Origin of the sequence: Sphingomonas yabuuchiae, assembly GCF_014199595.1 — a bacterium.
Lineage (GTDB): Bacteria > Pseudomonadota > Alphaproteobacteria > Sphingomonadales > Sphingomonadaceae > Sphingomonas > Sphingomonas yabuuchiae.
Map to the genome: position 1 here is coordinate 15039 of NZ_JACHNX010000028.1, position 13930 is coordinate 28968.

The following is a 13930-nucleotide window of genomic DNA, read 5'->3' on the forward strand; positions in this document are numbered from 1 at the left end:
TTCTTGCCGAGCCTCCCGTTCATCCTTTTCATGGTGCTCCTGAGCGCCCTATGGCTGGCGGGGGGGGCATCCACGCCCGATGCCCTCGGGCAAGTCGTCGTACGCAGCGTCGCATGGATTTTGCTGATCGTGACGATCCTTTTCGGTGGCCGCCCGTCCTTCGGTGGGGCACGCGCGACGTGGATTGTCCTGCTGGCGGCATTGCTGATCGCCCTGCTGCAACTTATTCCGTTGCCGCCTGCGATATGGTCGGCAATGTCCGGACGCGCGCTGTTGCTGGAGGCCAGCACGGCCAGTGGACAGCCACAGCCATGGCGTCCCTTGTCAATCGTTCCCGCCGCCACGATCAATGCGGCATCCTCGCTAATAGTGCCGCTGGTCACGCTCGTGCTGTTGACGAGCTTGCGCGACAAGGAGCGGACGTGGCTGCCGGGTGTCTTGCTTGCAACGGTTGCGATATCCGCACTATTGGGTCTGATACAGTTTGCCGGGACACCCCTGAACAACCCGTTCATCAACGATACCGTGGGGTTGGTCAGTGGAAACTTCGCAAACCGGAACCATTTTGCGCTTTTCATGGCGCTGGGATGCCTGCTGACGCCGACCTGGATTTTCATGTCCGGGCATCGACCAGGCTGGCGGGGCCCAGTTGGACTGGCGCTGATGCTACTGCTGTTTCTGACAATCATGGCAAGCGGATCGCGTGCCGGTCTTGGTCTGGGCTTGGCCGCCGTCGTGCTTGGTATTCTGATATCGCGGCAGGCTGTTCGCAAGGCGCTCGAGCGCTATCCCCGCTGGGTATTCCCCGCCCTCTTGGCGGGCGTAGCGGCCACCTCCTTACTGGTGGTGGGGTTAAGCGTGATGGCCGATCGGGCCATATCGATCGATCGCGTCTTCGCACTGGATCAGGGCCAGGATATGCGCAGGCGCGGCGCGCCCGTTGTACTGGCGATGATCCGCGACTATTTCCCGTTCGGTTCGGGTCTGGGGGGCTTTGATCCCATGTTCCGGATGCACGAACCGTTTGCTCTCTTGAAGCCGACCTATTTTAACCACGCCCACAACGACTTTCTAGAAATCGTTCTGGATGCCGGGTTGCCTGGCCTCGTCCTGCTCCTCGCTGGGCTGGGCTGGTGTTTCTGGACCAGCGTGGTCGCGTGGCGGAACAAGCACGACATGCTGCCCAAGCTGGGCTCGGCGGCGATGCTTCTGCTGATCGCCGGCTCATTGTTCGATTATCCGCTGCGTACGCCCATGATGATGGCCCTAGCCGTGGTCGCCAGTGTCTGGTTGGGGGCGGCACGAAAGGACAGCGCACGGCCCTCCTTTACCCCGTAAGAGCCAGCATCTATAGGCTGTCGCCATCCTTCCTCGGTCTGGACATCGCCAAGTGCATGCGTAAAATATTTATTGCCTTCCTGCTGGCGGCGAGCCTGTCTGCATGTGCCGGGAGAGAGCAGCTGCAATCGACGTCACGGCTGACCGTTGTCGACAACGAAACCGCACTTCCGGCACCGGAGCGGAACGACCTGACTGCCGCAGACCGGCCGTCGCTGATTGGTCCGCTGGATACGATCCAGGTCGATGTCTTCAACGTGCCTGAGCTTTCCCGGGAAATGCAGGTCGATGCCAGCGGGCGTATTTCGATGCCGCTGATCGGAACGATTGAGGCGCGGGGCAGGACTGCCGGTGAACTGGCTGAGGCCGTCGAGAGCGCATTGAGAGGTCGTTACGTCCGCAATCCGGACGTGACCGTCAATATCCGAAGCTCTGTTAGCCAGGTCGTGACGATTGACGGCCAGGTGGTCGAGCCTGGTTTGTATCCGGTGACCAACCAAATGACGCTCTTACGGGCGATCGCTTCGGCGAAGGGGATGTCGGAGTTTGCCAAGCAAGACGATGTCGTCATTCTCCGTACGGTCAATGGTCGCAAAATGGCGGGGCTATATAATATCGATGCTATTCGGCGTGGTGCTTATGACGATCCGGCGATCTATGCCAACGACGTAGTGGTCGTGGGCGATTCTCCTCAACGTCGTCTCTTCCGCGACTTCGTTTCTTTGGCTCCGCTTCTTGCGGCGCCGCTCATCGCGATCCTGCAGTAAGGCGCATTGTCGACATGAATATGATCGTCTCCCAGCCGCATGGCGCCGCGGCATTTGCCGAAACCAACGTAAGGGATTCTGGCAGCGCACAGCCAGCCGATACGATGTCGTTCATTCGGCAGTATCTGCGGGTTGCCCGGCGGTGGCGTTATGTCATTATCGGCGTGACGGCTGGCTGCGTTCTGCTGGGTCTCATTGTGACCTTGCTCATGACGCCGCAGTATACTGCGACAACGTCCATCGAGATTTCCCGCGAGGCCGACCAGGTTACCAATTTTCAGGGTGTCGAGCGGGAGACGGGAACGGCCGATCAAGAGTTCTATCAGACCCAATATGGCTTGCTGGAATCCCGTGCGTTGTCGGAGCGTGTTGCGACCCAATTGCGACTTGTCGACAATCCCGGCTTTTTCGAGCGCTTTGGCGTCACCAGCGACGAGGGCGCATTCCAACTCGTAAATGGACGCTATGCTGCGGCTGGCCGCGCCGAGCGGCTACGCACCGCTGGTAACATTCTGCGCAAGAATCTCGCCATCGTACCCACCCGATTTTCACGGTTGGTCGAAATACGGTTCACTAGCCCCGATCCGTCATTTTCGGCTCAGATCGCCAATGCCTGGGCTGAAAACTTCATCCAGACCAATCTGGAGCGTAAGGTCCAGGCCACGTCCTATGGCCGTAATTTGCTTCAGCGTCAGTTGACTCAGTTCAAGGAACGGCTGGATGCGTCGCAGCGTCAGCTTGTGGCCTATGCGTCGGCTCAGCAGATTATCAATCTGCCCCAGTCTTCGACCAGCAATGGCCCTACGTCCGAACGTTCGATCGTCGCCGATGATCTGGCTGCGTTGAACGGTTCGCTGAGCCAAGCGACGGCCGAGCGCATCCAGGCGGAGGCGCGGTATCAGCAGGCGGGCCGGGCCGGAGCTTCGCCCGAAGCGCTCCGTAATCAGGCAATTAATACCCTTCGCCAACGTCGTGCAGAGCTTGCGGCCGATTATCAGCGGCTGATGGTGCAGTTCGAGCCGGGTTATCCGGCCGCACAGGCTATTCAGTCGCAGATCAAACAGCTCGATCGTTCCATCGCTCGTGAAGAGAGCCGTGTATCGGGATCGATTCAGACAGATTATCGTGAAGCGGTGGATCGCGAGAAGGCCTTGCAGGCCAAGGTCAATCAGCTCAAGGCGAGCTATCTCGATCTTCGTCGCCGCAGCATCCAGTACAATATCTACCAGCAGGAAGTGGATACCAATAGAGTTCTCTACGACGGCCTGCTTCAGCGTTTTAAGGAAATTGGCGTCGCTGGCGGTGTAGGCGTCAACAATATCTCGATCGTCGACCCAGCGGACGTTCCACAAAGCCCGTCCAGCCCACGTCTGCTGCTAAACGTGATCATTTCGCTGTTGGCAGGTTTGGGCTTGGGAGCTGGCTTGGCATTTGCTCTTGAGCAGATCGACGAAGCGATCGCCGATCCGATCGAAGTCGAGCGGCGGCTTGGTCTGCCTCTACTTGGATCGGTACCGAAGGTCGAAGGAGAGACGCCCAAGCAGGCGCTGTTGAATCGCAAATCGGATCTGGTCGATGCCTATCTTGCGGTTCAGACCAACCTGGCCTTCACGACCGAGCATGGTGTACCCCGCTCATTCGCTGTTACGTCGACGCGCCCTGCCGAAGGCAAGTCTACAACGGCGCTGGCGCTTGCAACGACCCTTGCCCGTGCGAACCGCCGCGTGATCCTGGTTGATGGCGATATGCGTTCGCCGTCGGTTCATCATCTGGGTGACGTGGATCACAATCGCGGCCTCAGCAATTTCCTGACGGGCGAAGATCAGATCGGTACCTTGACGTTCGACATGCAGGAGCTGGGCTTTACGGCTATGTCTGCCGGCCCAATTCCGCCGAACGCAGCCGAACTCCTGACCGGTGACAGGCTGGCCCTGCTGATCCAGCGGCTGTTGGAAACCTATGACCACGTCGTGATCGATTCACCCCCAGTGATGGGCTTGGCGGACGCACCGCTGATCGCGGCACGGGTCGAAGGCGTCATCTATGCGGTTGAATCGCACGGCATCCGCTCGAGCATGGTCAAGACCGCACTTGGTCGCTTGCGCAGTGCAAATGCGCGTGTGATCGGAGGGGTGCTGACGAAGTTTGAGGCACGCAAGGCCCATTACGGCTATGGCTACGAATATGGCTATGGCTATGGTCGCAGCGACGGCGACGCGGCGAAGTCCGCCTGATCGCAATGGCAAGGCGTCACGGTTCAGGACAACGGTCAGCGGGCGAGTGGGGCATGCGCAGCGCGCTCGCCCTGCTGGCCATGGGGATCGGTTACGTCAGTATCAGCAGCAATCTTGCCGAGATAATCGTGCTGCGAAGTCCCGCGACCGCGCATGACATGGCACCGTTCAACGGACGGGTCAGTGCGCTGACAGCCGCAAAGCATTTCGCCGACCAGCCGGATCCTGGAAAACAGGACGCTACGCGGCAGTTGGCTTTGCGCGCGCTGCGCCAGGATGCGACCGCGATACCGGCGGTCGTGACCTTGGGGTTGCAGGCGCAGCTTCGCGGCGACCTTGTGGCGGCGCGCAAACTGTTCGCCTATTCCCAGCGTCTTTCGCGGCGCGACCTCCAAACCCAGATCTGGGCGATCGAAGACTCCGTTTCGCGCGGCGACATTCCGGCGGCCTTGCGTCACTATGACATCGCTTTGCGAACCTCCAAAACCGCCCCGGACCTCCTGTTCCCGGTGATGGCACAGGCATTGGCCGAACCGGACATTCGGCGTGGGCTGATCAAAGTCCTTGCGACGCAGCCCATTTGGGGGCCAGCGTTCCTGACCTATGTCTCGAACAATCGTAACGACCCGCAATCACTTGCCGATTTTCTGCTCGGGTTGAGCCGGGCGGGCGTCGCCTTGCCGTCCAACGCGGTCGCGGGGGCATTGGACGGGCTGGTGACGAGCGGCGCCTTCGACACGGCTTGGCGCTTCTATGCCTCCGTCAAGAAAGGTGTAGACCCGTCACAGTCGCGCGATCCGCTTTTCAAGGCCAATCTGCAAGCGCCATCAGTGTTCGACTGGATGCCGGTAAACGACGCAGGGATCAGCAGCTCCATTCAGCGTGACGGTGACAAGGGCATTTTCGAATTTGCGGCGTCACCCAGCGTCGGGGGAATCTTACTGAAGCAGATGCAGATGCTTCGACCCGGCACCTACCGCATTGAAGGGCATAGCACCGGAATCGACGAACCGTCGCAATCGGCACCGTATTGGGCGCTCCTGTGTCAGGACGGTCGGGAACTCGGTCGTGTGGAAATGCCGAAGTCGACGGAGATGGGCGGCGCTTTTTCCGGTCGGTTCAGCGTTCCGGCAGGATGTCCGGTCCAGACATTGGTGCTCGCGGCTCGTCCGTCGGACGCGATCGCAGGAAGTACCGGCCAGATCGATCGTGTTCGTCTATTCCAGGCAAAATAGCAGGCCGAGGATTCATCCGATGTACAAGGCGCCCTTGCTGATCGTCGGCATCATAATTGTCATACCCGTTGGTGCCCAGGTTCGTAGCGATCGCGGGCTGGAAACGCTTGGGATCGACGATCAGCAGCAACAGGCTCCTGCAACCACGCCTTCGCGCAACGAACCCTCCGATGTGCCGGCTATTCAGCCCGGGCACCGCCAGGCCGCAGGCAATGCCGCGCCGAATATCAAGCCGATGGGACGTTTGCAGAGCCGGATCAATAGTCGGATCCAGTCCCGCATCCAGTCTCGCGTTAATAGCGGCGACGACACCCAGACTGACACGGCATCGGCTTTCCGAGCGGCAGAAGATCGATCGCGGAAAATTCAGCGCTGAGAAGCGCTCTTTGCCACGGCGGTCGTCAACAACCGGCCTCTTCATATCGTCGGGCGCGCTTTCCGCGCATATAAGCGGCTACTCTTGCAGCTAAAGGATAGGCTGGTCGCGCGCGGCGACCGCGCTTGACGTTCGACTGGATCGAGGAGGCACCAGAGATCATAGTCATCGGTGTTCGGACTGACGATACGTTCGCTGCCCGATCGCCTGTCTCGGGCCGGGGGAAGGGGCCGGCTTCGATCGGCCGACCCCGTGTCCAAACACGAAACATTGCGGGGATAGTTAACGGTCTGCCACGCCGATCTTGTAGCCCCCACGAGGCAGCAAGACATATCGACCGGTCAGAACACGTTCCGCCGCAGGCAGGCGTTCGTGCATCGACCGATCGTAGATGTGCATCGACCAGAACTTTGAATCCATGATCACCAAGGCGGGGGGGCGGGCAGCAATCTGCCTTACCAATTTGTCTTCATCGGCATGTGACGCATATACCGGATACATATAATCCGTGCAGAACGGACGTCGCAAGGCGGTCGCGAATATACCTTCGTTCGACCACAGCAGCACGCAGCCATTTCGCGCCAGCGCCGGGTCGCGGCTCGCATTGACGACGGCCGCAGGCAGCAGTTCGGCATCGGTGGGCAAGCGCAACAAGGCGCGCAGGTTCGAAATGGAGGCCCAAATCATGTTGCTACATACGATCACCAGCAAGCACGACGTCGCCAGGATCAGCCCTTTTTGCTTTAACGGCCCGATCTCAGCCAGTGCGCTGCATCCACTTCTAAGACCATTGTCGATCGGCCGTGAAGCTCGCCACCGGATCGTCAAGGTGCTAACGATCAGAATGAACGGCCATACGAAATAATAGTTGTTCGGCGACCGGGGAAGGTTCAAATATTTCAGCAGGAAGAATGCCTGCAGCGCGAGCAGGCCAGCGGCAAAGGCCAGCGTCAGATCGTCCCGCTCCTGACGTTTTTCGTCATACCAGGCCTTTGCGAAGACGAGTAGAAGCACCATCATCGCTGCGGCGGTCGGGATCGCCGGGACACGGGCGAGATAGCTCATGCGCCAGACTTCGCCCGAATGCCTGACCCAATAGAGAAGGTTCGACGCGTTATCGGCAAGCGTTCCGACCGGTGCGATCAGTGGCAGGATTAGAAGGGTAGCCAGGCCACCAGACAGAAGTGCTAGTATTGGCTTCCAAGCCCGTTTGACCAGCAAAACCAATACGACCCCACCGCCAAAGGCAATTGCCGCTAGAAAGCGGTCATAGGCCCAAAAAAGCGATGCCGCCGCTGCCGCGCCACTGGCGATGACGAAGCCGTATCTCCCTATTGCCGATCCAGCCGAAAATCCGCGAACCAGGCACCATAATGACGCGACAAGGAATATGTCGCGGATCGCCAGAAATGCCTGCTGGCGCTCGACAACGTCCGCAGGGATGATCGCCGTCATCCCTAGGAAAAGAAGGAAGCAGACGGCACCCGCCGCATATCGATGCTCGTTCTGACGCAAGGAAACTAGGATCGCATCGAAGAACAACACCCAGGTCAATCCCGCAAAAAGCGTATTGATTGTTCGGGTCAGGGCGATGATCGAACCGTCCCCGGCAATCGTTCCTGCCCAAAGCGCTGGAATGAAATCCATGGGGCCATGGACCAGTAGCGGGAAAGGAACCGAGCCAGCGAAATACATCCGCATCGTCCACAACGTACCGAGATATTCCCCTTCGTGGAAACCGTCCGTAACTGGGCTGACGATGTTGTAATTGAATGCCGAGAGTATCAGCAATATCGCGATACCTGCCCGGATGACCATCGTTCTGGAAAATAATGAGATCTTCAAGGCGGCATACCCCTGTCGTGCGATTGCCTGCCACCGATACCTGTCGTGGCCAGCTAAAAGCTCGTTTCAGGGCATACCCCATACGATAAAGGCATGATCGTGCAACCCACACTCTTGAGCATGAGCATCATGTTCGGTAGCGGGAAGCATGATATCGGAAGCTCCCACGGCACTTGTTGGTCATACTGGGTTCGTTGGGAGCACGCTCCTGCGAACCCGTACGTTCAGCGACGTGTATAATTCACGCACCATCGCCAGCATCGCCGGACGAGCGTTCGATGTTCTGGTCTGCGCTGGTGCACCAGCCAGCATGTGGGCGGCCAACCGCGATCCTGCCGGGGACGAGGCAAATCTGAAGGCGTTGAGCAATACGCTGTCGACGGTGAAGGCGAAGCATCTGGTCCTGATCTCGACCATTGCGGTATTCGACGATCCGGCTGCGGGCTATGACGAGCGTCATGCCAGCTATGAAGTCGAAAAGGCCTATGGACGCAATCGGCGTACCTTTGAGGAACGTTTGCGCGCGGTCTTCCCGACGATGCACACCGTGCGCCTCCCGGCATTGTTCGGTGCAGGATTGAAGAAGAACTTCGTTTTCGATGTCATCAATCCCGTTCCGTCCTTCCTGCCACCAGAGCGGTTCGCCGTTCTGAAGGAGGCCGTCGGCGACAGGCTGGCCGAGGCTCTGGCCAATCTCTACCGCTTTGACACGGGCCTCAACATGATGGCGCTGGACCGTTCGGCACTCGCCCTTTCCCCTGTGAAACAAGAATTTACCGAGGCGGTTGCCGCTGCGGGTATGCAGGCGACCCAGTTCACCAACAGTCAAAGTGAATATCAATACTATGATATGTCGCGGCTCGCGGAGGACATTGATCGTGTGATCGAGAATGATCTAGATGTCGTCAATATATGTTCCGAGCCGATAGCGGCACGCGACATCCATATGGAATTGACGGGTGTGCCGTTCGACAACGACCGGTCGCCTCTGGTGCGAGAAGACATGCGAACGGTTCATGCGGATATGTTCGGTGCAACCGGGCATTATCTGTATGATCGCGCAGATACGCTGGCCCGGTTGAAGCGCTTCTATCAGGCGGAAACCGGGCGATGAAGCTGGCCATATCGAACATCGCCTGGGCACCAGAAGATGCATCGACCGTCTATCGCCTCATGCATGACAGGGGCGTGCAGGGCTTAGAGATTGCGCCTGCCCTGGCATTTCCGGGCGAGGACGATCCCTTCGTTCCGTCCCTTTCGGCGCTCAGGGCGTTCCGAGCCGAGCTGGCCGCTTTCGATATTTCGGCAATATCGGTGCAGTCGCTGCTCTTCGGGGTAACGGGTGCCCGACTGTTCGGCGACCTTGAAGAACAGCGACAATTCCATGCCGCGATGATGCGAGCGATCGGATTTGCAGAGCGGTTGGAAATCGGCAACCTCGTATTCGGTTCGCCAGCCAATCGGTGCTATCCCGAAAGCCTGTCCGAGCAGCAAGCGACCGGATACGCCATCGACGTCTTCCGCGATCTGGGTAATGCAGCTCTTAAGGGCGGGGCGACGCTGTCGATCGAGCCCAATCCAGCAGCCTATGGTACCAACTTTCTGACCACGGTTTCCGCAGCGGCACGCTTCGTCAACGAAATTGGGCATCCCGGCATTGGGCTAAATTTCGACATCGGTGCCGCCATCATGAATGGTGAAACCGATATTGGGGCATTGGCTGCCGCATCGGGCAATCGTGTCACCCATACCCATTTGAGCGAGCCTCAGCTCGCTCCTGCACCCGCAGATGTCGGCCGAACACGCGAAGTCGTGACCGCCTTGTCGAAATCCGGCTACGATGGCTGGTTCTCGATCGAGATGAGGCGACCGGCCGAGGGAGGGTTAGCCATCGTTGACGCGGCACTAGGGCGAGGCGTCGAAGCCATTTCATCAATGCGGTCGCTGCACGATGCGTGACGATTATCTGGCGTCGATCTGTGTGGTCGATGAAAAAGGTCTGGCCGCAACTGTGCCATTGCTGGTCGAGCTGGAGGCCATGCTGTCGCGGCATTTCCGGTATTTCGAGATCGTCTATGTCGTCTCCGAGCGGTTGCGCGATCGGCTACATACGCTGGTCGGTACGTTGGCCGGGCTGCCCAACCTGCGGATCTTGGTCACCGAGGACAGCGTCAGCTTCTATCGCCAGCGTGCCATTGCCGCGTCCGAAGCGATTGGCGATGTCGTCGCATTGTACGATCTGGCCGATGTCGAGAGTGGCGAATTGATCGCCCGTATGGACGAGGCCAAGGAACGTAACTCGGTTCTTTTGGGATGGCACAGGTCGGGCCGCGTCAGCGATCCGGCCTATCATTTCCTGTCGTTGCTTTCCCGCAACAAGGTTACCGCGCGTGCGTCGCGTACAATCATCCTGTCGCGCGAGCGGCTCAATGCGATCCTAGCGCGGGGGCATGCATCGCTCGATCTGCGCTTCGAGCAGCGTGGGGGGCCGGCACGTTACAGCCATTTTGCGCTGTCCGGTACCGCGGGGCGCACCGCCCGCCTGGCCCATCGTTATGAGTTGCTGACAGAAATTCTGCGCGCCGGCGCGCCGCGTTATCTCAAAATCTATGCCGTACTAGGATTCTTGGCTGCCACAAGCGCTGCGCTGTACGGGCTTTATGCAGTCAGCGTGCTCTTGACCCATGATCAGGTTCAAGAAGGATGGTTTTCGACCGCCTTCATCCTGGCTGGCTCGATGGGCTTCATCTCGACCGGTATGTCCATCCTGTCGATCGCCCTGGCGGCGATACTGGAACGAGCGGTCGGGGGCGATGATCGTGCGATCGTCGATGAAATAGCCAATATCAGCTTCTTCGACAGGCTGACCGAGCGCAATGTCGAGATCGGCCAAATGCGGATCGATCCGCCCGGCCCGGAGGAATCATGACTACCGACGATCTGCCAGGAATGATGCCGCACGCGGACATCGCGGAGGGGTGGGATGTTCCGTCGTTCCGATACGAACCATTACGCCCGAGGCGTACGAAATATGTAATTGTCATCCCCGTGATCAACGAGGGCGAACGCATCCGTGGCCAGCTGCGCGAAATGGCGCGCCTGGGCATTCATGACCTGGTCGACACGGTCGTGGTTGATGGCGGGTCAACCGATGGTTCGCTCGATTCGGATTTTCTGTCGAGTGTCGGTGTCCGAGGCCTGCTGGTAAAAACCGGACCGGGGCGGTTATCCGCCCAGCTGCGCTGTGCCTATGCGTGGGCATTGCGTGAAGGCTACGAAGGTATCATCACGATCGATGGCAATGGCAAGGATGGTGTCGACACCATTCCTCGCTTCGTCGATGCGCTGGATGCCGGAATCGACTATGCGCAAGCCTCGCGTTTCCTAAAGGGAGGCCATCGCGAGAACACGCCTCTGTCACGTCTGCTTGCCATTCGGCTGATCCATGCCCCGGTTCTGAGTATGGCGGCCAAGCATTGGTTCACGGATACGACCCAGGGATATCGGGCATATTCGAGCCGCTATCTGTTGGATGCCAGAACCCAACCGTTCCGAGACGTGTTTGATCGATATGAACTGTTGGCCTATCTGACGGTTCGGGCTTCCCAGCTTGGCTATCGGGTCACCGAAATACCCACCAGCCGCATTTATCCGGCAAATGAAGCGATACCCACGAAAATCTCGGGGGTGAAGGCATTGGTCGATCTGCTTGCTGTTGTAGGCAAAACGTTGGTTGGCCGATACAAACCGTAAGGCGGTGACGATGGGTACCGATAGAAACTATGACATCATCATCGTTGGCGGTGGGTTTTTCGGATGTTGTCTGGCGTTGTATCTTCGCAGCGTCAGTGATCGTATTCTCGTCATCGAGCGAGAGGCCGAGCTGCTGACCCAAGCTTCGCAGATCAACCAGGCACGTGTTCATACCGGTTTTCATTATCCGAGAAGTTTTGTAACCGCTCTGCGTTCAGCACGACTGCGCGAACGTTTCGCGCACGATTTCGCTGATGCCGTCGTCGATGATTTCCAAATGCTCTATGGAATTGCACGTCGACGGAGCAAGGTCACGGCGACCCGCTTTCATGCGATGTTTCGTGACATGCAGGCCCCAATAGCGCCAGCCCGGGTCAGCGATGCGGCATTGTTTAATTCGGAACTGGTTGAAGGTGTTTTCGCCTGCGAAGAGTTTGCCTTCGACTGGTCGGTTTTGCGACGTGGCCTCAGCGAGCGTCTGAATCGGCATGGCATAGATTTGCTGACAGGCCGGACTGCGCATTCAGTCACCGAGCATGACGGACGTTGCCGCGTCATCCTAGACGACGGCAGTGCGGTCACAGGCAATTTTACGTTCAACGTCACGTATTCGGGTCTGAACAGCCTGCTTCTGGAGAGCGGTTTGTTGCCTTTGCCGCTGAAGCATGAGTTGGCGGAAGTGGCTCTGGTTGTCCCGCCCGCCGAAATCGAGGGTAAGGGCATTACCTTGATGGACGGCCCATTCTTCTCCACCATGCCTTATCCATCGCGCAATTTATATTCGCTCACGCATGTGCGGTACACGCCGCATTTCAGTTGGGTTGATCATCGCGACCAAGCAACCAATCAACCTCAGCCCCAGCCGGGGGAGCTGCAGTCCCGGTGGCGCCACATGATGATGGATGCACAACGCTACCTACCTGCCTTGGCCGATATAGAATATTGCGATTCTCTGGTCACGGTGAAGACCGTTCTCACAAAAAACGAAATCAATGATGGACGTCCTATCCTTGTCCACAGGCATAAGAGAGAATCCGAATTCTATTCGGTGCTTGGAGGGAAAATCGACAACATTTACGACCTTTTCGATGTTTTGCCCGAGCTTTCTCCAAAATTTCGAAGCGCCAACTCGCAATTTGTTGTTGGTGCGCCGTGACATGTTGAATGGCTAACCGACCGGCGGATAGCCGAATGCACAGTTATCATTTTACATAACAAACATTATCGAATAGTAGAACTGTAGGTGCCAGATGCAAATGACACCATCCTGCTAGATAGAAACGGCACTGCCGCTGCTTTCGGCGGGCAGTCGTTGTCATGGCCTTCCTTTGCAACGAAGACGCGCATGGTATGACGGTGCTAGCGATGAGTTCTGCTGAGATCACCCGGTTCGACTCGCTGATACGGCTCGACTGCGGCGAGATCCGGATCGCGGATGCGATGGAACTGCTGGGTTTCCAGCGGCGGCAAGTCTACCGGCTGCTCGATCGCCTTCGACAGGAAGTGAGCTGCCCCCTTCTGAGTGGTCCATCGACTATGACAGTCTGGACCAAGGAAGGGACAACGAATGCCTTCGAAGAAGCACAAGCCTGAGGAGATCATCGGCAAGCTGCGTGAGGTTGAGATCGTGCTGGGCCAAGGCGGCACGACCGCCGAGGCGTGCCGGCGGATCGCAGTCAGCGAGCAGACCTATTATCGCTGGCGCAAGGAATATGGTGGCCTGAAGACGGACCAGGCGCGTCGGATGAAGGATCTGGAAAAGGAGAACGCCCGGCTGCGGCGTGCGATTTCGGATCTGACGCTGGACAAGCTCATCCTGCAGGAGGCGGCAAAGGGAAACTTCTGAGCCCCGCACGGCGCCGACGCTGCATCGACCAAGTTCGGGAGGTACTGGACGTGTCCGAGCGGCGCGTGTGCCGCGTGCTTGGCCAGCACCGGTCAACGCAGCGCAAAGTGCCGTGCGGGGCAGATGATGAGCAGGCGCTCACCGACGACGTCGTCGCGCTGGCAAAGCAGTACGGGCGCTACGGTTACCGTCGGGTGACCGCGCTGCTGCATGCGGCGGACTGGTCGGTGAACCACAAGCGGGTCGAGCGGATCTGGCGGCGCGAGGGGCTGAAGGTGCCGCAGCGCCAACCGAAACGCGGCCGGCTCTGGCTCAATGACGGCTCCTGCATCCGGCTTCGACCGGAGTATCCGGGGCACGTCTGGGCCTATGATTTCGTCGAGGAGCGTACCCACGATGGGCGCAAGTTCCGCATCCTGACCATCATCGACGAGGCCAGTCGGAGGGCATCGCGTGGAAGGTACGCCAGACAACGCTAAGCGAGAACATTTCAAGAACCGTATGATGGCCGTTACCGCCGGAGGTCGCTAAGCCCC

12 protein-coding genes and 1 pseudogene are annotated in these 13930 nt (G+C 58.7%); 12 read left to right on the top strand and 1 reads right to left on the bottom strand.

The features are described from left to right. Positions 1 to 30 precede the first annotated feature (30 nt). From GGQ89_RS18090 to GGQ89_RS18110, 5 genes are read left to right on the top strand one after another with little or no spacing between them, the layout of a single operon-like run. Entirely contained in the window at positions 31 to 1338 is a 1308-nt protein-coding gene (locus GGQ89_RS18090) for an O-antigen ligase family protein (protein WP_184106697.1), read from the top strand. A gap of 56 nt (positions 1339 to 1394) precedes the next feature. Beyond that, on the top strand, positions 1395 to 2105 hold the full coding sequence (locus tag GGQ89_RS18095) for a polysaccharide biosynthesis/export family protein (protein WP_184106698.1): 711 nt from the start codon (positions 1395 to 1397) through the stop codon (positions 2103 to 2105). 14 nt (positions 2106 to 2119) lie between these two features. Beyond that, on the top strand, positions 2120 to 4339 hold the full coding sequence (locus GGQ89_RS18100; protein ID WP_184106699.1) for a GumC family protein: 2220 nt from the start codon (positions 2120 to 2122) through the stop codon (positions 4337 to 4339). A gap of 53 nt (positions 4340 to 4392) precedes the next feature. Then, complete coding sequence (locus tag GGQ89_RS18105; protein WP_184106700.1) at positions 4393 to 5574, top strand: hypothetical protein; 1182 nt, start codon at positions 4393 to 4395, stop codon at positions 5572 to 5574. Positions 5575 to 5593: 19 nt separating this feature from the next. Next, positions 5594 to 5950: a hypothetical protein gene (locus GGQ89_RS18110; RefSeq protein ID WP_184106701.1), complete on the top strand. Its 357-nt coding sequence runs from the start codon at positions 5594 to 5596 to the stop codon at positions 5948 to 5950. Between the two features lie 282 nt (positions 5951 to 6232). On the opposite strand, the gene GGQ89_RS18115 is transcribed toward GGQ89_RS18110, so the two are convergent. Continuing rightward, the gene (locus GGQ89_RS18115) at positions 6233 to 7795 is read right to left on the bottom strand and encodes a hypothetical protein (RefSeq protein WP_184106702.1); all 1563 of its coding nucleotides are present in this window, start codon (positions 7793 to 7795) and stop codon (positions 6233 to 6235) included. A gap of 232 nt (positions 7796 to 8027) precedes the next feature. Between GGQ89_RS18115 and GGQ89_RS18120 the strand changes: the two genes are divergently transcribed. From GGQ89_RS18120 to GGQ89_RS18150, 7 genes and pseudogenes are all read left to right on the top strand, one after another. After that, entirely contained in the window at positions 8028 to 8909 is an 882-nt protein-coding gene (locus tag GGQ89_RS18120; protein WP_184106703.1) for an NAD-dependent epimerase/dehydratase family protein, read from the top strand. Beyond that, positions 8906 to 9754: a sugar phosphate isomerase/epimerase family protein gene (locus tag GGQ89_RS18125; protein ID WP_184106704.1), complete on the top strand. Its 849-nt coding sequence runs from the start codon at positions 8906 to 8908 to the stop codon at positions 9752 to 9754. The genes GGQ89_RS18120 and GGQ89_RS18125 overlap by 4 nt, the downstream gene beginning before the upstream one ends. After that, on the top strand, positions 9747 to 10724 hold the full coding sequence (locus GGQ89_RS18130) for a hypothetical protein (protein WP_184106705.1): 978 nt from the start codon (positions 9747 to 9749) through the stop codon (positions 10722 to 10724). The genes GGQ89_RS18125 and GGQ89_RS18130 overlap by 8 nt, the downstream gene beginning before the upstream one ends. Beyond that, on the top strand, positions 10721 to 11548 hold the full coding sequence (locus tag GGQ89_RS18135) for a glycosyltransferase family 2 protein (protein WP_206362676.1): 828 nt from the start codon (positions 10721 to 10723) through the stop codon (positions 11546 to 11548). The genes GGQ89_RS18130 and GGQ89_RS18135 overlap by 4 nt, the downstream gene beginning before the upstream one ends. 10 nt (positions 11549 to 11558) lie before the next feature. Continuing rightward, positions 11559 to 12704, top strand: a complete 1146-nt coding sequence (locus GGQ89_RS18140) for an FAD-dependent oxidoreductase (protein WP_184106706.1) — start codon at positions 11559 to 11561, stop codon at positions 12702 to 12704. Between the two features lie 209 nt (positions 12705 to 12913). Next, positions 12914 to 13141, top strand: a complete 228-nt coding sequence (locus tag GGQ89_RS18145; RefSeq protein ID WP_206362677.1) for a helix-turn-helix domain-containing protein — start codon at positions 12914 to 12916, stop codon at positions 13139 to 13141. Beyond that, a pseudogene (locus GGQ89_RS18150) lies at positions 13116 to 13867 on the top strand (transposase); the annotation flags it as partial. The gene GGQ89_RS18145 and the pseudogene GGQ89_RS18150, both read left to right, overlap by 26 nt. Positions 13868 to 13930 lie beyond the last annotated feature (63 nt).